This is a genomic window from Microlunatus sp. YIM B11417, assembly GCF_059617205.1.
The window spans coordinates 348,278-370,665 of the sequence record NZ_JCAMPJ010000004.1; the positions used below are offsets into that span (position 1 = coordinate 348,278).

Below are 22,388 nucleotides of genomic sequence, written 5' to 3' on the forward strand. Positions count from 1 at the left end.
GAATTCGGCCGGAGTTACCGGCCGGATTCCGCTACGGCGTTCTTGAGCTGGTTCGGCAGCCAGTCCAGCAGGTCGCGCAGCTGGACCGCGGACCGGCCGAAGTTGGCGTACTTCTCGTCGCCGGTGCCGATCTGGTCCGCCACGACATGCGCGGCCCGATAGCCGAACAGCCCGGGGATGCCGAACGCGGCGCCCCAGATCAGCGGGCCGACCACGGCCCGGGCCGACTGTGGCTCGTCCTCCGAGCCGCCCTCCAGGACGACGGCGGTCGCGGCGGCGGTGGCGATCGCATGCAGCACCGGGACCTTCCGGGTCAGCCGCTCCACGGCCAGCCCGGCGAGGGCGATGCCGCCGACCACGGCGGCCGTGTGCACGGTGCCCCAGTTCGCATCATCGGAGTAGGTACGGTCCTCGATCACGGCCGAGGCACGCTCGAACCCTTCGACCGGCTTGCGGCGCAGGGGCTGTTCGATCATTCGCCCGGCGAGATAGCCGAGGGCGAGCCCCGCAACGCGGGAAAGACGGATGGTCGCAGACATGTGAGCCGATTGTGCCGTAACGAGTGCCCTGACTGTAGAGAGGGCACAAGTCCGGACGGTGAATGTTGGTGGGGTCCGACTCGACGCCCGGGCGGGTTCCCTGGAAATGTGTGTCTTTGGTCCCTTCGGTCCGGATCCGTACCGAAACCCCGAGGTCAGGAGGCAACGCTCAGTGTTCAGGCGCATCGCCATCGTCAATCGGGGGGAAGCCGCGATGCGGCTGATCAACGCGGTTCGCGAGCTGAATGCCGAACAGGGCACCGAGATCGAGACGGTGGCGCTCTACACCGAGGCGGAACGGACCGCGATGTTCGTCCGCGAGGCCGACCTGGCGCATCCGCTGGGCCCGGCCGCGAACCGCCCCTATCTCGATCATGCCGTGCTGGAGCGCGCCCTGGTCGAGACCGGAGCGGACGCCGCCTGGGTGGGCTGGGGCTTCGTCGCCGAGGATCCGGCGTTCGCCGAGTTGTGCGAGCGGATCGGGGTGACCTTCATCGGGCCGAGCCCGGAGGCGATGCGCAAGCTGGGCGACAAGATCGGCTCCAAGCTGATCGCCGAGGAGGTCGGCGTCCCGGTCGCGGCGTGGAGCCGCGGCGCCCTGGACACGCTGGACGACGCCCTCGCGGTGGCGAACCAGATCGGCTACCCGGTGATGCTCAAGGCGACCGCCGGCGGTGGCGGCCGCGGGATCCGCGTGATCGACTCCGACGACGACCTGCGCGAGGCGTACCAGCGGACCCGGGACGAGGCCGAGCGGGCGTTCGGCAGCGGCGTCGTGTTCCTGGAGCGGCTGGTCACCGGCGCCCGGCACGTCGAGGTCCAGGTGATCGCCGACGGACAGGGCACCGCGTGGGCGCTCGGTGTCCGGGACTGCTCGGTGCAGCGGCGGAACCAGAAGATCATCGAGGAGTCCGCGTCGCCGCTGCTCGATCCGCACCAGGTGGCCGAGCTGAAGGCGTCGGCCGAGCGGCTGGCCCTCGCGGTCGGCTACCGCGGCGCCGGGACCGTCGAATTCCTGTACCACCCGGACGAGAAGCTGTTCGCGTTCCTCGAGGTGAACACCCGGCTCCAGGTCGAGCACCCGATCACCGAGGCGACCCGCTATGTCGACCTGGTCCGGCTGCAGTTGCAGGTGGCGGCCGGGCAGCGGCTGACCGAGGAGCCGCCGCCGGAGATCGGGCACGCCGTCGAGGCACGGCTGAACGCGGAGGACCCGGACCGCGACTTCGCCCCGTCGCCGGGCCGGATCGTCCGGCTCGACCTGCCGCGCGGTCCGGGCATCCGGGTCGACACCGGCGTCGGTGAGGGGGACACCATTCCGGCCGACTTCGATTCCATGATCGCCAAGATCATCGCGTACGGACGCACCCGCGACGAGGCCCTGGGTCGGCTTCGCCGGGCGGTGGCCGACACGACGGTGGTGCTCGACGGCGGTACCACGAACAAGAGCTTCATCCTGGAGCTGCTGAGCCGGCCCGAGGTGATCACCGGGGGTGGCGCCGGCTGGGCCGACACCGGCTGGATCGACCGGGTCCGGGCGCAGGGCGAGTTGATCACCCACCGGCACTCCGGCATTGCGCTGGTCGCGGCCGGCATCGAGGCCTACCAGGAGGCCGAGGCGCTGGAACGCCAGCAGCTGCTGGTGTCCGCGTTCGGCGGCCGGCCGCAGGTGCAGCACGAGGCGGGCCGGGCGATCGACGTGAAGCTGCGCGGCGCCCCGTACCGGCTGGGGGTGGCCCGGATCGGTCCGCGCCGGTATCGGGTCACGGTCCGCAGCGGCGACGAACTCAGCACGGTCGACGCCGAACTGGAGCGGTACGACAGCTACGAGGCCCGGCTCTCCGTGGCCGGGCAGCGATTCCGGTTGATCACCGCGACCCACGGCCCGGTCCATTTCGTCGAGGTGGACGGCGTCACGCACCGGGTCACCCGGGACGAGGGCGGCGTGCTGCGGTCGCCGGTGCCGGCCCTGGTGGTGGCGACCCCGGTCGCCGTCGGTACCGAGGTCGAGGCCGGCGCCCCGGTCCTGGTGCTGGAGAGCATGAAGATGGAGACGGTCGTCCCGGCGCCGTTCCGCGCGGTGGTCCGGGAGCTGTCGGTGAGCACCGGCACCCAGGTCGAGACCGGCGCGCCGCTGATCCGACTGGAACCGCTCGGCGAGGAGGACCTGGCCGCCGAGTCGTCGGCTTCGGTTGATCTTGAACTGCCGGCGCCGGCGACGGTGCCGGATCCGGCCGAGCGCGTGACTCGCGGCTACGAGGACCTGCGCAGCATGCTGCTGGGCTTCGATCTCGATCCGCGCGACGAGGGCCGGGCGCTGGCCGAGTACTTCGCGGCGCGGGCCGAGTTGCCGGAACCGCCGATGAACTCCGACAGCGCGCTGCTCCGGCTGTTCGCCGACTTCGCCGACCTGAGCCGGAACCGGCCGGCCGGCGAGGAACTGGACACCGAACTGCGGGTGCACACGCCGCGCGAGCTGTTCCACACCTATCTGCAGACGCTGGACGTCGAGCGGGCCGCGCTGCCGGCCTCGTTCGTCGGCCGGCTGTCCCAGGTGCTCGGGCACTACGGGATCACCGACCTGGACCGCAGCGAGCCGCTGGTCGACGCCGTGTTCCGGATCTTCCTGGCCCAGCAGCGGGTGGCGCCGGACGTGCGGCTGGTCACCTCGCTGCTCGAGCACTGGCTGGCCGAACCGCGGCCGGCCGCGGAACGCACCGAGGAGACCCACGCGGTCCTCGATCATCTGGTGCTGTCCACCCAGCTCCGGTTCCCGGAGATCGGCGACCTGGCCCGGTCGGTCCGGTTCCGCTGGTTCGACCAACCGCAGGTGGACGAGGATCGGGCCGAGGTGCTGGCCGGCGTCAGGTCCGAGCTGGCCGACCTGGCCGAGCATCCGCACGCGCGCGACTACGCCGCACGGGTCGAGGCGCTGGCCACGATCCCGGAGCAGTTGATCAGGTTCCTCACCGAGCGGCTGGAACGCGGCGTGCCGCGGACCGAGCCGATGCTCGAGGTGCTGATCCGCCGCCACTACCTCGAGTACGGCCTGCACGACGTCGCGAACAAGAGCCTGCACGGGCGGCCGTTCACCATGGCCGGCTACGAACTGGACGGCCGGAAGACCTACCTGGTCAGCACGGTCGGCACCGTCGAGGAACTGGCCGGCCCGCGCAGCACCCTGGTCCGGGACCTGAAGGCCACGGTCGGCGGCCGGCCGTCCGGCTACGAGACGGTGGCCGACCTCTACCTGCACTGGCCGGAGGCGCCGACCGACGTCCAGGAGGCGTCGGACGTGCTCCGCGAACTGGTCGCGGCGCTGCCGTTCCGGAAGCGGATGCGCCGGATCGCCATTGCGGTGGCGGCCGGCGACGGCCGACCGGTCTTCTACTTCACCTACCGGCCGCAGCGCCGTGATCTTGTGGAGGACGAGAACGTCCGCGGCGTGCATCCGATGGTCGGCCGCCGGCTGAACCTGTGGCGACTCCGCGATTTCATGATCACCAGGCTGGACGCGCCCGAGGACGTGCTGCTCTATCACTGTGTGGCCAGGGAGAACCCGGCCGACGTCCGGCTGGTCGCGCTGGCCCAGGTGCGTCAGTTCGCGGTGGTCCGCGACGACGACGGCCAGATCACTTCGCTGCCGCACGTGGAGCGGGCGATCGCCAACTGCCTGGAGGGGATCCGCCGGGCCCGTACCGAACGGCCGGACGGGGCCAAGCTGGACATGAACCACGTCTGGGTGACGGTCTGGCCGGTGATCGAAGCCGAGGTCGCCGAGCTGACCGCGCTGGAACGCAACATCACGCCGCTGACCGTCGGTGCCGGGATCGAAGAGGTGCTGATCCAGGGCCGGGTGACCGGTTCGCACGGCGACCCGCTGCCGGTGGTCGGCCGGTTCTACAACCAGCCCGGTGCGGGCGTGCAGACGGTCGTGGAGCGGCCGCCGACCGAGCCGCTGCTGCCGCTGGACGACTATGCCCAGAAGGTGGTCCGGGCCCGGCGCCGCAACACCGTCTACCCGTACGAACTCGCGGGCATGATCGCCGGCACCGGCGGCTCGTTCGTCGAGCACGACCTGAAGCCGAACGGCACCCTGGCGCCGGTGAAGCGGCCGCGCGGCCAGAACACCTCGGCGATCATCGCCGGCGTGGTCAGCACCCCGACCCGGCGCTACCCGAAGGGGCTGACCCGGGTGGTGCTGCTGGGCGACCCGACCAAGGCGCTCGGCGCGCTGGCCGAGCCGGAGTGTGCCCGGATCGTGGCCGCGCTGGACCTGGCCACCAAGCTCAAGGTGCCGGTGGAGTGGTTCGCGCTGTCGTCCGGCGCGAAGATCTCGATGGACTCCGGCACCGAGAACATGGACTGGGTCGCCAAGGCGCTGAAGCGGATCGTCGAGTTCACCCAGGCGGGCGGGGAGATCAACATCGTCGTCGCCGGGATCAACGTCGGTGCGCAGCCGTACTGGAACGCCGAGGCGACCATGCTGATGCACACCAAGGGGATCTTGATCATGACCCCGGACAGCGCGATGGTGCTGACCGGCAAGCAGTCGCTGGACTTCTCCGGCGGCGTGTCGGCCGAGGACAACTTCGGCATCGGCGGGTACGACCGGGTGATGGGGCCGAACGGCCAGGCGCAGTACTGGGCGCCCGATCTTGCCGGCGCCCGGGACATCCTGCTCTCGCACTACGACTACACGTATCTGGCGCCGGGCGAGTCGACGCCGCGGCGGGCTGAGACGACCGACCCGTACGAGCGGGATGTCACGGCCTATCCGCACGACCCGGCCGAGGGCGGCTTCCGTACCGTGGGGGAGATCTTCTCGGCGACGACCAACCCGGACCGGAAGAAGGCGTTCAACATCAGGACGGTGATGCGGGCCGTCTCCGATCTTGATCATCCCGTGCTGGAACGGTGGGCCGGGATGGCCGACGCCGAGACGGCCGTGGTGCAGGACGCGCGGCTCGGCGGTCTGCCGGTCTGCCTGATCGGGATCGAGTCGAAACCCGTGCCACGACGGGGATTCCCGCCCACCGACGGCCCGGACACCTGGACCGCCGGCACGCTGTTCCCCCGATCATCGAAGAAGGTGGCCCGGGCGATCAACGCGGCCAGCGGCAACCGTCCGCTGGTGGTGCTGGCCAACCTGTCCGGGTTCGACGGATCGCCGGACTCGATGCGCAACCTGCAGCTGGAGTACGGCGCCGAGATCGGCCGGGCGATCGTCAACTTCCGCGGCCCGATCGTCTTCTGCGTGATCTCCCGGTATCACGGCGGCGCGTTCGTCGTGTTCTCCAAGGCGCTGAATCCGAAGATGACCGTGCTCGCGGTCGAGGGCTCGTTCGCGTCGGTGATCGGCGGGGCGCCGGCCGCGGCGGTCGTGTTCGCTGGCGACGTGCGGCGCCGGATCGCCGCGGACCCTCGGGTGGTCGAGCTGGAGGCCCGCGTGGCCGAGGCCGACGACGCCGACCGGGCCGCGCTGGCCGCCGAGCTGGCGGAGCTGCGCGCTGCCGTACGGACCGAGAAGATCGGTGAGGTCGCCGACGAGTTCGACCAGGTGCACAGCATCCGCCGGGCCGTCGAGGTCGGCTCGGTCGACGCGGTGATCACGGCCGCGGAACTGCGGCCGCAGTTGATCACCGCGATCGAGCGCGGCCTGAAGCGCTGAGGACACGTTCCCTGAGCTTGTCGAAGGGCCGGGCTGGCTCGGCCCTTCGCCAGCCAGCGCGCTGAGAATCCCTTACGCCACAGGGCGTCTGGTCAGGGCGAGGAACTCGGCCCGGCTGCGGGCGTCGTCGCGCAGCCGGCCGAACAGGGCCGACGTGGTGGTCCGGGCACCGGCTGCGCGAGCGCCGCGCAGGCTCATGCAGGTGTGCTCGGCCTCGATCACGACGCCGACCCCGTGCGGCTGAAGTTGATCTTGGAGATGATCGGCGATCCGCTTGGTGAGCCGCTCCTGGGTCTGCGGACGGCGGGCGTGGAGTTCGACCATGCGAGCGAACTTGGACAGCCCGAGGATGCGATCACCGGGCAGGTAGCCGATGTGGGCGACGCCGACGAACGGCAGCAGGTGGTGTTCGCAGACCGAACGGAGCGGGATGTCCTGGACCAGCACCAGTTCGTCGTACGCCTCGTCGTTGGGGAACGTGGTGAGCTCGAAGTCCGGGCCGCTGGTCAGTTCGATCAGCGCCTGGGTCATCCGGCGCGGGGTCTCGGCCAGGTTCTCGTCGGTGAGGTCCAGCCCGAGCGCGGTGAGCAGGTCGGCGGCGGCCCGCTCGGCGGCGACCGGGTCGACCTCCGGCCGGGCGTCGGCGATCCGGGAGCGCCAGCGCCGGACGGCAGGCGTGCTGGCCGGGCGTTCCGCGGCGTGGCTCCTCATGCCTCGGCCCGGTTCCGGTGGAAGGCCAGGACGGCCAGGGCCAGTGCGCCGACCAGGAGGCCGAAATCGCGCAGCGCGATGTCGTAGTAGGTCCCCATCGACACCAGGTTCACGATGATCCCGAGCAGCCAGGCGGCCACCAGCAGAGCTCCGTACCGCGGAATGATCGCGACCGCGATCCCGGCCACGATCTCGATCACGCCGACGATCAGCATCGCCATCCGGGCGTCGCCGGGCACGATGCCGTCGATCCACGGCGCGAGATAGCGCTCCCAGTCGGTGAGCAGGTTCGTGAACTTGTCCAGGCCGAACAGGATCGGCGCCACCGTGAACACGGTCCGGAGCAGCAGGAACGCTCGGTCGGCTCCGAGCTCGGTGCGGGTGGCACCTCTGGAGGTTGTCGTCGTCGGCATCGGAACACGCACCCTTTCTAAAATTGAATCTACTTAGCATTAGAGATGGCCCGAGGTTCTTATGTCAAGAGGATTCTGTTTTAGACTTCACGGCATGGACCTTGGCCCGCAGGCCGCCGGGATCGGTGCTCTGGCCGACGACACCCGGCGTCAGCTGTACGCGTACGTGGCCGCCCAGCCCGAGCCGGTGGGTCGGGAGCAGGCCGCCGCGGCGCTCGGGCTGGCGCTGCACAACGTGAGCTTCCATCTGGATCGACTGGTCGCCGAGGGCCTGCTGGAGACCGAGTACCGGCGGCTCTCCGGCCGCACCGGGCCGGGCGCGGGCCGGCCGAGCAAGCTGTACCGCAGGTCCTCCCAGGAATTCGCGGTGTCCCTGCCACCCCGGCGGTACGACCTCGTCGGCGAGATCCTGGCCGCGGCGGTGACGCGCGCCGGCGCCGGCGACCCGTTGGACGCATCGCTGCACGAAGCGGCCCGCGCGGAGGGGCTCGCGCTGGGGACCGCGGCCGCCGGCAGCGTGGACCGGTCGGAACCGCTCGCGGCGCTGGCCCAGGTGCTGGCCGGCCAGGGCTACGAGCCGCAGGTCCACGACGAACGGGTCGAGCTGGCGAACTGCCCCTTCGATGCCCTGGCCCGGAAACACACCGCGCTGGTCTGCGGCCTGAACCAGGTCTACGTCCAGGGCACGGCGGACGGCCTGGGCAGCCCCGAGATCAAGGCGTGCCTGGAACCCGAACCAGGCCGGTGCTGCGTCAAGGCACGGATCTCGGACTAGCCTCAGCCGGGTGACTCTCCGTGGGGCCCTCGAGCAGACCCGCCGGCATCCGTCCGCGGTGCTGCTCGCCGTCCAGCTGATCGGCGTCCTGATCTACCCGGCGATGGACTCCTCGACGCCGGGGCGGCTGGCGTTCGAGACGTTCGGGCTGCTGGTGCTGCTGCTGGCGATCTTCTCGGTACGCGAGCTGCCCGGCCCGACCTGGGTGGTGATCACCCTGGCCTCGTCGGCCGCCGCGCTCGCGATCATCGACATCTTCTGGCACAACCCGGTGCTCCAGGTCGCCTCCGCGGCGCTGCACGCGGCCTTCTACTTCTGGGCCACCGTGGTGCTGCTGCGGTACATGCTGAAGGACCGGAAGGTGACCACCGACGAGCTGTTCGCGGTCGGCGCGACCTTCACCCTGGTCGCCTGGGGCTTCGCCTACCTCTACGTACTGCTGCAGGTGCTGCAGCCGGGCTGCTTCATCGCCGCGGTCGACTCGGACCAGCCCCGGACCTGGACCGAGCTGCTGTTCCTGAGCTTCACCACCCTGTCCAGCACCGGCCTGTCCGACATCGTCCCGGTCACCGCGCACGCGCGATCCGTGGTCATGATCGAACAGCTGGCCGGCCTCGGCTACGTCGCCCTCGTGGTGTCCCGCCTGGTCGCCCTGACCACGCTCCGCGTCAGCGGTGATCACCACTGAGCAGGTCTCGGGCGATCGTGCGCCAGCCCTCGCCCCAGCCACAGATCGCGTACATCAGCGCGACCGCGATCGGATACACCCGAACGGCCGACCGCTCGCCCGGCGTCAGCGCCCGTTCCGCCGCACTGGCGTAGGCGTCGTACAGGCGGGCCGGATCGGACGCCTGCTCGGTGCGGAGCAGGTAGGCGTGGGCAACGGCCAGGTCCCAGGTGCGCGGTGCCTTGGCCAGGCCGCCGAAGTCGAAGTACACCGGGCCGTCGTCGGTGTGCACCAGGTTGGCGCCGTGCGGATCACCGTGGATCGTCTGGATCTCCTCGGCCGGGATCCAGCGTCGCCCGAGTTCCTTGATCATCGGTGCGAGCTCGTCCGGGTCCGACGTCGCCCCGTCGGTCGCGTTGCAGCGGAGCCAGCGACCGAGGGTGCCCGGATCGACGTACGAGGGCCGCAGGTCGCGGCTGATCGGTGCCGGCAGCCGGCGCAGGGCGCGGTGCAGCCGGCCGATCGCCGCGAACAGGTCCTCGGGTGTGCCGCGACTGGGCTGATGATCAAGGTAGGGCTCGACTTCGGCCCACCGGGTGCCACACCGGAAGATCGCCCGGCCGCCGATCCTGATCGGCACGGCGACCCGCAGCCCCTGCTCGGCCAGCCCGGCCCGGATCCGTTGCAGGTCGAGGATCCTGGGTCGCGTGACGAACGGCTTGTAGCTGCGCAGAACCAGTCGGCCAGCGCCGACCCGGAGATTCAGGTGATCTTCGCCGCTGAGGTCGCATGTCTCCTGGCCAAGATCAAGTTCCCGGAGCAGTCGCATGATCGCCGGAGCGTCGGGCGCCTGCTCGAACTCGTGTTCGGGATGCCGCTGGACCCAGCTCCGGACCAGCGGATGACCGATCACCGGAAGGTGAGGCCTGCCACGGCACCGACGACGGTGATCGCGGGCGGTCGGAGGCCGGCGTGCTCGGTCAGCTCCGCGATCCGGTCCAGCGGGCCGCGGACCACCTTCATGCTGGGCAGGCCGCCGTCCGCGATGGTGGCGGCGGGCAGATCGGCCGGCATGCCGTGCTTGATCAACTCGGCGGTGATCGCCGGCAGGGTGGCGACGCCCATCATGATCACCAGCGTGGTGCCGGACCGGGCCAGCCCGGCCCAGTCCAGCGTGCTGCTCGGATGGTCCGGCGGCACATGCCCGGTCACCACGGTGAAGCCCTGCACCAGATCGCGATGGGTCACCGGGACGCCGGCCAGCCCCGGAACCGCCGTCGCCGAACTCACCCCGGGGACGATCGTGACCGGGATCCCGGCCTCGGCACAGGCCTCCCACTCCTCGCCGCCGCGGCCGAACACGAAGTTGTCGCCGCCCTTGAGCCGGACCACCACCCGGCCCGCCTGCGCGTGCTCGATCAGTAGCGCATTGATCGACTCCTGCCGGGTGTAGCGCCCGCCCGGCACCTTGCCGACGTCGATCACCTCGGCCTCGGGCCGGGCCTCGGCCAGGCTGGCCAGCGGCGCCAGCCGGTCGGTGATGATCACGTCCGCCCGGCGCAGCGCGGCCAGCCCGGCGACCGTGAGCAGCCCCGGGTCACCCGGACCGCCGCCGACCAAGATCACCTCGCCCGCCTCGGTGGACCGGTCGGGATCGACCTCGGCCGGAGTTCTCTCGCCGAGGGGGTCACGCGGGTCGCCGGCCGGGCCGGCGCCGACCGCGCTTGCTCGGTCCGTGGCGTCCACCGCGGCGCCGTCCGGGGTGGAGTCGCCCACTGGTGTTCCCGCGGACGGTGTTTCGGCAGCCGCCGTACCACTGTCCTGCGGTGCGTCCACGATCCGACCCGGTCGCCCGGCAGCAGCGCCGGTCCCGGCCCCGTGCAGTCGCCGGACGGGCCGGCCCAGGGCCCGGCAACGGTCGGCCAGTTCCTGGTCACGCCCGGGATCGCCGGTTCCCACCACGACCAGAGCCACCGATCCGAGCAGGTCATCGGCGACCGGGCCGCGGTGCCAGCCGATCAAGCCGCGATCGGCGAGGTCCTCCAGGCTGACCACGACCTCCTCGGCCGCGACCGTGACCACCGCCGCCGCCTCACGCAGCTCCGCCACGGTCGCCAGCACTCCGGCTCCGCCCCCGACCACGAGCACGGCACACCCGGCCACCCCAACCTCATCCACACCGCAGACGCTACCGGTGCCGACAGTGTGGAACTTTCCGCCGGGTCTGGTGCCCTCGAAGTTCCACGCTACGGTCCGGGACAGGCAGGGCATCCGACCAAGAGGCCGGGCCAGCCGCGTCGCGCGAGGACGGCGGCGACCTGGGAGGCCACGGCGCACGGGGTTTCGACGACGTCGGCCCAGCCGTACCGGAGCGTGACCAGGCCGTCCACGGCCGCGCCGTTGTCCCGCTGCATGTCCCGGAACCGTCCCGCCTCCGTGTGCCCGAGGTGCCCGTCGAGCTCGACCAGCACCGCGTAGTCCGGGTATCCGACATCGTGCCGGCCGTGCCGAGCCCGGCGGCGGACCTGTCGTTGCCCGCGGGGCAAGCCGTGCCGGCGCTCGACCAGACGCAGGTAGTGGTGTTCGAGCGGCGATTCGACGCCCGTCCCCGCTTCGTTGAGCAACTCGAGCACGAGTCCTCGCTCGCCCAGCCGCTGCCGGGCCACGGCGGTCCGGTGCAGCCGGGCCGCGGTCGTTCGTCGGCGCTGGACGGCCGTGGTGATCCAGTGAATCGTCGACCGCGGGTCCAGGCACAGGTCGAGAACGGTGTCCTCCACGGTGAGGCGGGGCGGGCTTCCCGGCGAGCGGTCGGACCGGACCCCGGATCGCTCCCGCTGGAAGGTCCACGGCCACCGGTCCCGCAGTCGGCGCTCGGCCGGAACCATGACGGTGATCCGGCCCGGCGGTTCATCCACCAGGCCGTGCAGGTGGGCGGCCGCGTCCCCACCGATGCGCGCATCCCGTCCGCCGACCAGGACACCGGCCCAGGCCAGCGCCCGCCACGGCGGCTCCTGCCAATTCAGGTGGAGGACCGAGCGGTCGATCCGTCGCCAATGGCCCTGTTCGACCAGCCGGGCGACGCAGTGCCGGCTCAACCCACACTGGTTCGCCTGCCGGAGCGTGATCACGCCCGCCTGCGCCGCGGCCAGATCCCGCAGCGCCGAGGACGGCTCAATACGCAGCTTCATGCAGGGGACTCTGCTCAGCCGCTCCCCAACCAGCCGCCCCCAAAGAAATCTGTGGACAACCGAACGGACAACACCTGGTCTGTGTGGAACTTTCGGCCGGGTCTCGTGCCACCGAAGTTCCACAGTGATCAGCCGTAGGCGCGGATGCGGGCCAGGTGGTCGGGGGTGAGCCAGGGGATGGTGGGGTCGCCGACGCGGGGGGCGAGGTCCTCGGCCATCGCGGCGCCGGCCCAGCGGCGGAAGTCGGGGCCGGGCGGGGTCGGGTCGCCGTAGCCGGCGCGCCAGTCGGCGATGCCCTGCGTCAGCAGCGGCTCCAGGGTGCCGGCCGGGTCGGGCATCAGGGCGAGGATGGATTCGGTACGGGCTCGGTCGTAGCGCGGGTCGCCCAAGGTCGCGTTGGCCCAGTCGAGGACGGCGACGATCCGGTCGTCGCGGACCATCACGTTCAGCGGGTGGTAGTCCAGGTGCAGTAGCCGGGCCGGGCCGGTCGCACCGGGGACCGGGTCGCCGCGCCGGGCGATCCAGTCGGGGCCGTCCTCGAGCACCGGCCCGGTGCGGGCGTTGATCAGCGCCTGCAGTCGGCCGAACTCGGTCATCAACCGGCGCCGGATGTCCTCGGTGGCGGCGGGATCGAGCAGTCGCTCGGCCAGCGGGCGGCCGTCGACCCAGTCCATCAGGTACGCCGGACGGTCGGTGTCGATCGCCGCCGCCCGGACCGCAGGCACCGGGATCTCGCTGCCGGCCAGCGACCGCAGCATCGTCACCTCGCGGTTCGCCTGCGCCTGTCGGCCGGGCTTCAGCACCCGGAGCGCGTACGTCAGCGAGCCGCAGCGGACCCGCAAGAGCAGCGCGTCCGCCCCGCCCGGCACGGCCTCGACCGACGTCGGTTCGGCAACACCGAGCCGGGGCAGGAACTCGGCGGGATCGACGCTCATGATCACGAGGGTACGGGGCCTGACCGAGGGAGAGGCTGGTTCGGCGGGGTCAGTGCGCGTTCTGGCGCGGCGGGGCGAAGTCGTGACCGGTCCGCAGGGCCCGCAGGCCGCAGGTGATCATCTCGCCGAACAGGCCGATGCCGAGCGACAGTGGGTACGGCCTCGTCTCCGGGTGGACGCCGAGCGCGGTGCCGGCGAAGCCGAGGCCGAAGCCGATCGCGGCAGATCCGGCCCAGATCAGCAGCGTCTTCCAGGTGTACCGCTGGTGCAGCACGCCGTCCCGGACGAACAGCTCGCTGGACGCGCCCCGGATCGCCCCGAGGATCAAGCCGGTCCCGACGCCGAGCACCAGCCAGCCGACGTCGAGGGCGGTCCAGCCGGTCACCTTGGTCAGGCTGTAGACGCCGATGCCGAGCATGATCAGGGGCGAGGCGACCAGGTCCTTCGCGACCAGCGGCTCACCACGGAACCGCCGCGCGATGACGTAGATCACCAGGCCGATGATCAACACCGGGATCAGGAACTCACGCATGGACCACTCCTAGATTTATCACAGACGCGATAAAACAAAGTTAGCACAGGTGGGATAAAATGGTCGAATGCCGAAGCTGGTCGACGCGCAGGAGCGCCGCCGCGTCGTGATCGACGCCTTCTTCCGACTCGTCCGCGACCACGGGGTCGAGCGGGCCTCACTGCGCAACGTCGCCGACGAGGCCCAACTCAACATCGGTTCGGTCCGGCACTACTTCACCGACTACGACGACCTGCTCACCGCCGCCGGCGAGGAACTGGTCGAGCGGATCTCGGCCCGCCTGCTGGAGCACCTGGACCGGCTGCCGCCGGTCGGCGACCAGGCGGGCCGCTACCAGGTGGCGCTGGACATGCTCGAGGAGCTGTTGCCGCTGGACGAGCGCCGCCGCGGCGAGGTCACGGTCTGGATCGCGATGGTCGAACGAGCCCGGACCGAACCGTCACTGCGACCCGCGGTGGAGCGGCTGTTCGACGGTACCCGGAGCCTGATCCGACGGATCGTGGACCGGGTCGGTATCGACCAGCCGGCGGTACGGACCGAGCTGATCGCGTCCACCATCGACGGCCTGGCCTTCAACGGCGCGCACTACCCCGATCGGCTGACGCCGCGGCGGATCCGGCAGACCCTCCGGCTGCTGCTCAGCGAGCAGTTGGACCGGGCGCCGGACCAGGCCGTGGAATCCTGATCAGGACACCAGCGACCCGTTCACGACGACCACTCGGCCGGCCTTCGATCACGCCCCTCGGCCTCCGGATCGGGATGATCGGAACGATCAGGATAGCCAGAACGATCTTGCACGACCCCGGCCGGCGGGTTTGAATTCACCTCGACGGATCGAGGGTGAGTGGGGGTGAACCGGTGTCGCTGCGTCCCCGCGGGCCCTGGGTCGTCGCCGGACTGCTGTTCCTGGTGCTGATGCTGGTGTCCGCCCGGTACGGCTTCCATCGCGACGAGTTCTACTTCATCGAGGGCGGCCGGCATCCGGACTGGGCGCAGCCGGACAACCCGATCCTGGTCCCGCTGCTCGCGACGGCCTGGCACGACCTGGTCGGCGGCCACCTGATCCTGTTCCGGATCCTGCCCGCCCTGGCCGGTGCCGGCACCGTCCTGATCGCCGCCGCCACCGCCCGCCGGCTCGGCGGCACCGCCCGCCAGCAGACCCTGACCGCTCTGGTCACGGCACTCAGCTCGTTCCCGATGGCGATCGGCCATCTGTTCTCGGTTGCCACCTTCGACCTGTTGCTCACCGCGGCCGTGATCATGCTCCTGATCCGCGCCCTCGAGACCCCGGACCGGCTCGGTGGCTGGCTGCTGCTCGGCGTGATCACCGGAATCGCGCTCGAGATCAAGGTGTTGCCGGCCCTGGTGCTCGCCTGCTGCCTGGTCGGCTTGTTGATCATCGGGCCACGGGGGCCGCTGGCCCGGCCCGGTCCCTGGCTGGCAGCCGGGATCGCCCTGCTGCTGGCCGCGCCGAACCTGATCTGGCAGGCCCTGCACGGCTTCCCGATGCGCGAGATCGCCGCCAACATCGCGGCCGGTGGCTCGACCTCGTCGGCGGACCGGATCATGATCGTTCCGCTGCACCTGCTGCTGATCGGTCCGCTGCTGGCCGTGCTGGCGATCTCCGGCCTGGTCGCCACCTTCGCGCTGCCGCGGCTGCGGGATCATCGCTGGCTCGCGCTGGCGTACCTGTTGATGTTGATCATGGTCGTGGTGACCGGTGGCAAGCCGTACTACCTGGCCGGGTTCTTCCCGGCGGTGCTGGCCCTCGGGGTGCTGGCGCTCTCGGACTGGCTGGCCTGGATCGCTTGGCGGAGGGTGCTCGCGATCGCGCTGCTGGTGATCTTCGCCGTTCCGACCGCGATCTTCTCGCTGCCGCTGGCGCCGGCCGGTTCGCCGGTGTTCCAGGTCGCCACGGCGGTCAACCCGGACGCCGCCGAGACGGTCGGCTGGGAGGGCTTCACCGAGATCGCGGTCCGGCTCGCCCGCGAACAGCCGGACGCGGCGATGGTCTTGACCGCGAATTACGGCGAGGCCGGCTCGCTGAGCCGGGCCCGGCGGCTGGACCTGGCCACCCCGGCCGGGCCGGCCGGTGCGCTGCCGCCGGTCTACTCGGGGCACAACGCCTTCGGCGGGTGGGGCCCGCCGCCCGAGACCGTACGCACGGCACTCGTGGTCGGCGACTTCGACGAGGCCGACCTGGGGCGCTGGTTCGGCCGCTGCACCCTGCTGCTCCGGCACGCCTCGCCACCCGGCGTCGACAACGAGGAGGACGGCGCCCCGTTCCGGCTCTGCGCCGAACGGCGCCGGACCTGGGCCGAACTGTGGCCCGAGGTCCGCCACTACGGCTGAGCTCCAGGGCGAAGTCTTCCCTGATCTGTCACGCGTATGTAAATCTTCACCCGCGGACCGTCGAACGGTCTGCCGACCCGGGCCTGAGGCCGTAGGTTGTCGTTTGTTTCTTTCTCCGAGGTTGTGAAGGGGCGGGACATGAAAGCCAAGCCGAAGCGGATTCTGGCGGGCCTCGCGGCCGCGCTCGCGCTCACGGTCACGACGGCGCTGGCCGGACCGGTGACGCCGCGGGCCGTCGCCGACGATCCCGCGGCGGTGATGAAGGTGGCGATCACCACCGACATCGACACGTTCAACCCGTTCCAGGCGATCCTCGCCTCGAGCACAGCCATCCTGCGCTTCCAGTACGAGAGCCTGGTCACCTGGGGCAAGAACAACGAGACCGTCCCCGGCCTGGCCGACACGTGGGAGACGTCGCCGGACGGCAAGACCTGGACCTTCCACATCCCCGAGGACCGCAAGTGGTCCGACGGCAAGCCGCTGACCGCGGAGGATGCGGCCTGGACGTTCAATGCGATCAAGAAGGACAACAAGCTGCAGCAGGCCAACGGCGGCCTGGTCGAGAACGTCGCCTCGGTCAACGTCAAGGACCCGCAGACGCTGGAGATCGTGCTCACCGCCCCACAGGCCGCGAACCCCGGTGGCGAGCTGCCGATCGTGCCGAAGCACGTCTGGGAGAAGGTCGATGCGGCGACGTACGAGAACGACACGGACACGGTCGGCTCGGGCCCGTACACCATCAAGTCGTACGCGCAGAGCCAGAACGTCCAGCTCGTCGCCAACCCGAACTTCTGGCGCGGCGCGCCGAAGCTGGCGGGCCTGACCTGGGTCTACTACAAGAACGGCGACGCGGCCGTCCAGGCGCTGAAGACCGGCGAGGTCGACATCGTCAGCGGCCTGACCGCGGCCCAGTTCGACTCGCTGAAGAGCGCACCCGGCATCACCACCGTGACCGGCGCCGGCCGTCGCTACAGTTCGATCGCGATCAACCCCGGCACCATCGACGCCGAGGGCAAGCCGATGGGCGACGGCAACCCGGCGCTGAAGGATCCCGTGCTGCGCAAGGCGATCATGATGGCGATCGACCGGCAGACCCTGTTCGACCGGGTGCTGCACGGGTTGGGCAAGCTCGGCGAGACCGAGATGCCGACCGTCTACCCGCAGTACTACGGCTTCGCGCCGGGCGTGAAGGCGTTCCCGTTCGACCCGGCCGCCGCGAACAAGGCGCTCGACGACGCCGGCTATGCCAAGGGGCCGGACGGAATCCGGCTGGACAAGGAGGGCAAGCCGCTCAAGCTGCGGCTGATGGGCCGCAACACCGAGCCGTCGCACCAGCTGATCGCCGACTTCCTCAAGCCGTGGCTGAAGGACATCGGGATCGAGATCACCGTCTCGATGGTCACGCCGCAGCAGGTGAACGACGACTCGACACTGGGCAAGTACGACCTTTACTTCACCGGCTGGGGGATCGGGCCGGACCCGGACTTCCAGTTGTCGATCAACCAGTGCAACTCGCGGCCGAACGCCGACGGCTCCGGCAACACCAGCGAGAACAACTGGTGCGACCCGGAGTTCGACAAGCTCTACCAGGCCCAGCACACCGAGCAGGATCCGGCCAAGCGCGGCGAGATCGTCAAGCAGGCGTTCAGCATGATCCACGAGTCGGCCGTCAACATGGTGCTCTGGTACGCCGACAGCCTGGAGGCCTACCGCAGCGACAAGTTCGGCGGGTTCATCCGGCAGCCGGAGGGCCAGGGTCCGATCACCGGCCAGAACAGCTACTGGGGTCTCTACAGCGCGGCTCCGGCCACGGCCGAGGGTGGCCAGAACGGTGCGCCGGGCGCGACTGGCGGCGGGGTGCCGGGCTGGGCGATCGGGGTCGGCATCGCCGTCCTGGTCGTGATCGCCGGCGGCGCGGTGCTGCTGGTGCTACGCGGCCGCCGTACCGCCGACGACCGGGAGTGACGGGTTGAGCATCACCCCCACCACAACGGTCCCTGAGCCCGTCGAAGGGCAGGCCCGATGAGCATCACCCCGGCCGGCGAGTCGCTGGTCGTCGAGGAGGAGGCTCCGCGCGGCTCGACGCTGCCGCGCTACCTGCTGACCAAGGCCGGCGGTGCCTTGGTCAGCCTGGCCATGGTGGTCGTCGTCGGCTTCTTCGCGTTCCGGATCCTGCCCGGCTCCGATCCGGCGATCAACATGACCCGGGGCCGCCGGGTCAGCGCCGAGGAGGTGGAGCGGCTGCGGCACCAGTTCGGCCTGGACCAGCCGTTGATCATCCAGTTCTTCGACTTCGTCGGCGACCTGTTCCGCGGTGATCTCGGCTGGTCGTACGTCTACAACCGGCCGGTCGGCGAGTTGATCTTGGAGGGCATCCCGCCGACCCTGCTGCTGACCGGTACGGCTGCCGTGGTGTCGATCGTGCTCGGGTTGTGGATCGGCCAGCGGGCCGCCTGGAAACGGGGCAGCCTGTTCGACAAGGGCCAGACCGGGCTGGCGTTGATCTTCTGGTCGGTGCCGACGTTCTGGCTCGGCCTGCTGCTGTTGTTGATCTTCGGCGGCGGCCTGCGACTGTTCCCGGCCGGCGGCATGGTCACCGCCGGGACCAGCGCGACCGGGTTGGCCTGGGTGCTGGACGTGGCCTGGCACCTGGTGCTGCCGGTGCTCACTATGGTGGCCGTGGTCTACGCCCAGTATCTGATGGTGATGCGGGCCTCGGTGCTGGAGGAGATGACGGCCGACTACCTGACCACGGCGCGGGCGAAGGGCCTGCCCGAGGACAAGGTACGGACGCGGCACGCGGTCCCGAACGCGCTGCTGCCGACCGTCACGTTGATCTTCCTCACCGCCGGCGGGCTGATCGGCGGAGCGGTCACGGTGGAGACCGTGTTCTCCTGGCCCGGCCTGGGCTTCCTCACCTTCAAGGGGCTGGACGCGCCGGACCTGCCACTGCTGCAGGGCACCTTCGTCGTCTTCTCCGCCCTGGTGATCATCATGAACCTGATCGCCGAGCTGGTCTACCGCCTGCTCGACCCGAGATTGAAGGCCGCATGATCAGCCGTACGTTCCCTGAGCCTGTCGAAGGGCCATCCCGATGACCACCACGACGATCACTCGCGGCAGCGCCGTTGCCGAGCGGCGGAAGCAGCAGTTCAAGGACAACTGGACCGAGTTCACCCGGACCCGGTCCGGACTGGTCGGTGCCGTGCTGCTGCTGATCGTGATCCTGCTCTCGGTGATCACGCCGATCCTGGTCCCGGCCGACACCCTCGACGTCACCAAGATTACCGCCGCACAGAACGAGCCACCGACCGCCGCGCATCTGCTCGGCACCGACCCGGCCGGCCGGGACGTGCTCGGGATGCTGCTCTGGGGCTCCCGGATCTCCCTGCTGGTGGGCTTCGCGGCGACCGCGGTTTCCATGATCATCGGCACCGTGGTCGGCATGGCGGCCGGTCACTTCACCGGCATGGCCCAGGCGGTGATCATGCGGATCATCGACTTCTTCCTGGTCATTCCCGGCCTGGTGCTGGCGATCGTGCTCTCCTCGGTGCTCAGCCGCGGGGTCTGGACGATCATCATCGCGATCGGCGTGACCAGCTGGGCCGGCACCGCACGGGTGGTCCGTTCCCAGACGCTGACCATCGAGGCCCGGCCCTACATCGAACGGGCCCGGGCGCTCGGCGCCGGCGACGGCCACATCCTGGGCCGGCACGTACTGCCCGCGGTGCTGCCGATCGTGCTGGCCAACACCACGCTGACGGTCGGCTCGGCGGTGATCTCGGAGTCGACGCTGAGCTTCCTCGGCCTCGGCGATCCGGGCACCGTATCGTGGGGTTCGATGCTGAAGACCGCCCTGGACACCGGCGCCGCGACCGCCGGCTACTGGTGGTACGTCATCCCGCCGGGCCTGGCGATCGTCGCCGTCGTACTCTGCTTCACCCTGGTCGGCCGTGCCCTGGAAGCGGTCTTCAACCCGACCCTGCGGGCCCGCTGATGGCGACCTCGACGGAGACGGCCCTGGAGTGGAAGGACGTCCGGATCTCCTACCGGACGGCGCGTTCGGAGTCCGGCGAGATCGCCGCAGTCGACGGGGTGTCGCTGGCGATCGAGACCGGCGGCACGGTCGGCATCGCCGGCGAGTCAGGCTGCGGCAAGTCCACGCTGGCAATGTCGGTGCTGCGGCTGCTGCCGCGCAACGCCGCGATCACCGGTTCGATCGAGCTGGCCGGCGAGGACATCGGCTCGATGCGCTGGGGTCGGCTCCGCGCGGTCCGCTGGACCGAGGCGGCGATCGTCTTCCAGGGCGCGATGCACTCGCTGAACCCGGTCCGGACCATCGGCAAGCAGATCCTCGAGGCGCTGGAGTTGCACGCCGGGAAGGGATCGACGAAGGAGTCCCGGGCGGCTCGGGTGGCGGAACTGCTCGCACTGGTCGAGCTGCCGGCGGCGCGGGCCGAGTCGTACCCGCACGAGCTGTCCGGTGGGCAGAAGCAGCGGGTGATGATCGCGATGGCGCTGGCCTGCGACCCGGACGTGATCATCGCCGACGAGCCGACCACCGCTCTGGACGTGGTGATCCAGGCGCAGGTGCTGGACGTGCTGAGCGGCCTGGTCCGGGACCGCAAGCTGACCCTGATGATGATCAGCCACGACCTCTCCGTGCTGGCCGCGGTGTGCGAGCGGATCGTCGTGATGCGGGACGGCCGGATCGTCGAGCAGGGTCCCGCGCACGACGTGATCAGCAACCCGCAGCACGAGCACACCCGGGAGCTGGCCGCAGCCTTCCCGATCATCGGTGATCCCGAGTCGCGGTTCGCGTCCGCGGCCGCCCCGTCCGCCGGCGACCTCGGCTCGGCACCGCTGATCGAGGTCGAGGACCTGGTGGTCGACTTCCACGCCCGCGGCCGGCACACCCGCGCTGTCGATCATGTGTCGCTGGCCTGCCATCCCGGCGAGATCGTGGCACTGGTGGGCCAGTCGGGGTCGGGCAAGACCACGCTGGCCCGGACCGTGCTCGGCCTGCAGCGGCCGACGTCGGGCCGGATCTCGTACCAAGGCAAGCCGATGCCGACCGACCGGGCCGGGTTGAAGGCGTACCGGCGGGCGGTGCAGTTCGTGCTGCAGGACCCGAGCGCGTCGCTGAATCCCAAACACAGCGTGTACGAGGCGGTCGCGGAGGGTATTCGGATCCATCGGCTGCCGGGCGACGAGGCCGAGCGGGTCGCGAAGGCACTCACCCAGGCGGAGCTGACCCCGCCGGAACGCTTCCTCGGCGCCATTCCGCAGGAGTTGTCCGGCGGCCAGCGGCAGCGCGTGGTGATCGCCGGAGCGCTGGCCCTGGAGCCGTCCTACCTGGTGGCGGACGAGCCGGTGGCCAGCCTGGACGCCTCGGTCCGCGGCGAGATCCTGTCCCTGCTGCTGCAGCTGAAGCGCGATCTCGGCCTCGGTGCCCTGGTGATCACTCATGATCTTGGTCTGGCCTGGAACATCGCCGACCGGGTGCTGGTCATGCACCGGGGCAAGATCGTCGAGTCCGGTCCGGTGGAGCAGGTGCTGCTGGAGCCGGCGCACGACTACACGAAGACCCTGCTCGAGGTCGTACCCTCGAAGCTCGGCCAGCCATGATCACCGCGCCGGCGCCGGAGATGCTGTGGGAGAGCAGCGATCCGGACCACGAGCTCCGCCGGCGCTTCGGGTTCGAGACGGCGGGTGCCGCGGGCGAGTGGGCGACCGCGCTGCTGGCCGACGAGTACGCGATCACCGTGCGATCCGTGGACCGCCTGGTGATGAGTTCGGCGAACCTGATGATCTGGGTGTCGGGTAACCGGCGGTTGATGATCAAGGTCTGCGCGTTCGGTGCCGGGCACGACTGGCTGGCCACCCGGTCCGCGCTGGTCGACTGGCTCGCCGATCGAGGACAGCCGGTTGGCCGTCCCCTCGCCACGATCACGGGCGACCTGCAGGTCCGCCGCGACGGCTGGTCGACCGGCGTCCAGCCGGTGCTGCCCGGAGCGCTCCTGGACGGCACCGACCATGATCAGGTACGGGCGGCGGGAGCAGCGCTGGCCGCGCTGCACGACGACCTGGGCGACTGGCCGGCGCAGGCCAGTCTGGACCGTGATCACCGCTGGGGCGCCGACGGCCCGCCCGACCCGCGGTCCAACTTCCTGGCCGTACCCGAGCACAGTGCCGCCGCGGCGCCGGAGCTCAAGGCCCGGCTGGACCGCCTGGCCGAGGACCTGCCGGAACCTCCCGGCCGGCAACCCGTGCACACCGACTTCCGCGGCGCCAACCTGCTCTGGCACGACGGCCGGCTCGGCGGCGTGCTCGACTTCGAGGAGGCTCGGCTGGACGCGGCGGTGGTCGACCTGGCGCACGCGCTCGTCCTGCTCGGCACCTGGTACCGCGACTGGCAACCGATCACCCCGGAGGCCCAACAACTCTTCCTCGCCGCCTACACCGACCGCCGCCCGCTGACCGACGCCGAGCAGGCCTGGTTGCCGTCCCTGGTCGGCGCCGGCATGCTCCGCCAGGGCTGGCTCCCCGACGCCGCCCGCTGGCTCGCCGCCGACTGACCGGGCTCGGGCGGTTTTTCACGTTGC

General features: G+C 70.6%; 18 protein-coding genes and 1 pseudogene. 10 read left to right on the forward strand and 9 right to left on the reverse strand.

Translation table 11 applies throughout. From position 1 onward, the window contains the following. Positions 1–14 precede the first annotated feature (14 nt). Positions 15–539 (reverse strand): cobalamin biosynthesis protein, encoded by a 525-nt coding sequence (locus AC6CCG_RS21115; protein WP_496656614.1) that lies wholly within the window; start codon positions 537–539, stop codon positions 15–17. 172 nt (positions 540–711) lie between these two features. On the opposite strand from AC6CCG_RS21115, the gene AC6CCG_RS21120 reads away from it, so the two are divergent. After that, positions 712–6,210, forward strand: coding sequence for an ATP-binding protein (locus tag AC6CCG_RS21120; RefSeq protein ID WP_496656615.1), 5,499 nt, complete (start codon positions 712–714; stop codon positions 6,208–6,210). 72 nt (positions 6,211–6,282) lie between these two features. Here AC6CCG_RS21120 and folE read toward each other — a convergent pair whose 3' ends face one another. Next, a complete protein-coding gene (gene folE / locus AC6CCG_RS21125) occupies positions 6,283–6,921 on the reverse strand; it encodes a GTP cyclohydrolase I FolE (RefSeq protein WP_496656616.1) in 639 nt (212 codons plus the stop codon). Further along, positions 6,918–7,334 carry a hypothetical protein gene (locus AC6CCG_RS21130; RefSeq protein ID WP_496656617.1) on the reverse strand — a complete coding sequence of 139 codons (417 nt, stop codon included), beginning with the start codon at positions 7,332–7,334 and terminating at the stop codon, positions 6,918–6,920. Before AC6CCG_RS21130 ends, folE begins: the two co-directional genes overlap by 4 nt. A 94-nt stretch (positions 7,335–7,428) precedes the next feature. Here AC6CCG_RS21130 and AC6CCG_RS21135 point away from each other — a divergent pair, with 94 nt between their 5' ends. Both AC6CCG_RS21135 and AC6CCG_RS21140 read left to right on the forward strand, forming a co-directional pair. Then, on the forward strand, positions 7,429–8,109 hold the full coding sequence (locus tag AC6CCG_RS21135) for a helix-turn-helix transcriptional regulator (RefSeq protein ID WP_496656618.1): 681 nt from the start codon (positions 7,429–7,431) through the stop codon (positions 8,107–8,109). Positions 8,110–8,119: 10 nt separating this feature from the next. After that, on the forward strand, positions 8,120–8,797 hold the full coding sequence (locus AC6CCG_RS21140) for an ion channel (RefSeq protein WP_496656619.1): 678 nt from the start codon (positions 8,120–8,122) through the stop codon (positions 8,795–8,797). Here AC6CCG_RS21140 and AC6CCG_RS21145 read toward each other — a convergent pair. The 6 genes and pseudogenes from AC6CCG_RS21145 to AC6CCG_RS21170 all read right to left on the reverse strand — a co-directional run bounded on the left by AC6CCG_RS21145 (position 8,778) and on the right by AC6CCG_RS21170 (position 13,431). Then, positions 8,778–9,689 (reverse strand): phosphotransferase enzyme family protein, encoded by a 912-nt coding sequence (locus AC6CCG_RS21145; RefSeq protein WP_496656620.1) that lies wholly within the window; start codon positions 9,687–9,689, stop codon positions 8,778–8,780. The two genes, AC6CCG_RS21140 and AC6CCG_RS21145, sit on opposite strands and share 20 nt — an antisense overlap. Then, the gene (gene cobA / locus AC6CCG_RS21150; protein WP_496656913.1) at positions 9,686–10,402 is read right to left on the reverse strand and encodes a uroporphyrinogen-III C-methyltransferase; all 717 of its coding nucleotides are present in this window, start codon (positions 10,400–10,402) and stop codon (positions 9,686–9,688) included. Before cobA ends, AC6CCG_RS21145 begins: the two co-directional genes overlap by 4 nt. Positions 10,403–10,675: 273 nt before the next feature. Next, positions 10,676–11,047 (reverse strand): annotated as a pseudogene (locus AC6CCG_RS21155) (NAD(P)-dependent oxidoreductase); the annotation flags it as partial. Continuing rightward, positions 11,023–11,964, reverse strand: a complete 942-nt coding sequence (locus tag AC6CCG_RS21160) for a type IV toxin-antitoxin system AbiEi family antitoxin domain-containing protein (RefSeq protein ID WP_496656621.1) — start codon at positions 11,962–11,964, stop codon at positions 11,023–11,025. The gene AC6CCG_RS21160 and the pseudogene AC6CCG_RS21155, both read right to left, overlap by 25 nt. A 128-nt stretch (positions 11,965–12,092) precedes the next feature. After that, complete coding sequence (locus AC6CCG_RS21165) at positions 12,093–12,899, reverse strand: phosphotransferase family protein (RefSeq protein WP_496656623.1); 807 nt, start codon at positions 12,897–12,899, stop codon at positions 12,093–12,095. 49 nt (positions 12,900–12,948) lie between these two features. After that, positions 12,949–13,431 carry a hypothetical protein gene (locus AC6CCG_RS21170; RefSeq protein WP_496656624.1) on the reverse strand — a complete coding sequence of 161 codons (483 nt, stop codon included), beginning with the start codon at positions 13,429–13,431 and terminating at the stop codon, positions 12,949–12,951. A gap of 67 nt (positions 13,432–13,498) precedes the next feature. Between AC6CCG_RS21170 and AC6CCG_RS21175 the strand changes: the two genes are divergently transcribed. The 7 genes from AC6CCG_RS21175 to AC6CCG_RS21205 all read left to right on the forward strand — a co-directional run bounded on the left by AC6CCG_RS21175 (position 13,499) and on the right by AC6CCG_RS21205 (position 22,361). Further along, the gene (locus tag AC6CCG_RS21175; protein ID WP_496656625.1) at positions 13,499–14,116 is read left to right on the forward strand and encodes a TetR/AcrR family transcriptional regulator; all 618 of its coding nucleotides are present in this window, start codon (positions 13,499–13,501) and stop codon (positions 14,114–14,116) included. 173 nt (positions 14,117–14,289) lie between these two features. Further along, positions 14,290–15,783, forward strand: coding sequence for a glycosyltransferase family 39 protein (locus tag AC6CCG_RS21180; RefSeq protein ID WP_496656626.1), 1,494 nt, complete (start codon positions 14,290–14,292; stop codon positions 15,781–15,783). Positions 15,784–15,921: 138 nt separating this feature from the next. Beyond that, a complete protein-coding gene (locus AC6CCG_RS21185) occupies positions 15,922–17,748 on the forward strand; it encodes an ABC transporter substrate-binding protein (protein WP_496656627.1) in 1,827 nt (608 codons plus the stop codon). A 57-nt stretch (positions 17,749–17,805) separates the two neighbouring features. Beyond that, positions 17,806–18,837, forward strand: coding sequence for an ABC transporter permease (locus AC6CCG_RS21190; RefSeq protein ID WP_496656628.1), 1,032 nt, complete (start codon positions 17,806–17,808; stop codon positions 18,835–18,837). Between the two features lie 40 nt (positions 18,838–18,877). After that, complete coding sequence (locus AC6CCG_RS21195; protein ID WP_496656629.1) at positions 18,878–19,780, forward strand: ABC transporter permease; 903 nt, start codon at positions 18,878–18,880, stop codon at positions 19,778–19,780. Continuing rightward, on the forward strand, positions 19,780–21,411 hold the full coding sequence (gene nikE, locus AC6CCG_RS21200) for a nickel ABC transporter ATP-binding protein NikE (protein WP_496656630.1): 1,632 nt from the start codon (positions 19,780–19,782) through the stop codon (positions 21,409–21,411). The genes AC6CCG_RS21195 and nikE overlap by 1 nt, the downstream gene beginning before the upstream one ends. Continuing rightward, the gene (locus tag AC6CCG_RS21205) at positions 21,408–22,361 is read left to right on the forward strand and encodes a phosphotransferase (RefSeq protein WP_496656631.1); all 954 of its coding nucleotides are present in this window, start codon (positions 21,408–21,410) and stop codon (positions 22,359–22,361) included. Before nikE ends, AC6CCG_RS21205 begins: the two co-directional genes overlap by 4 nt. Positions 22,362–22,388 lie beyond the last annotated feature (27 nt).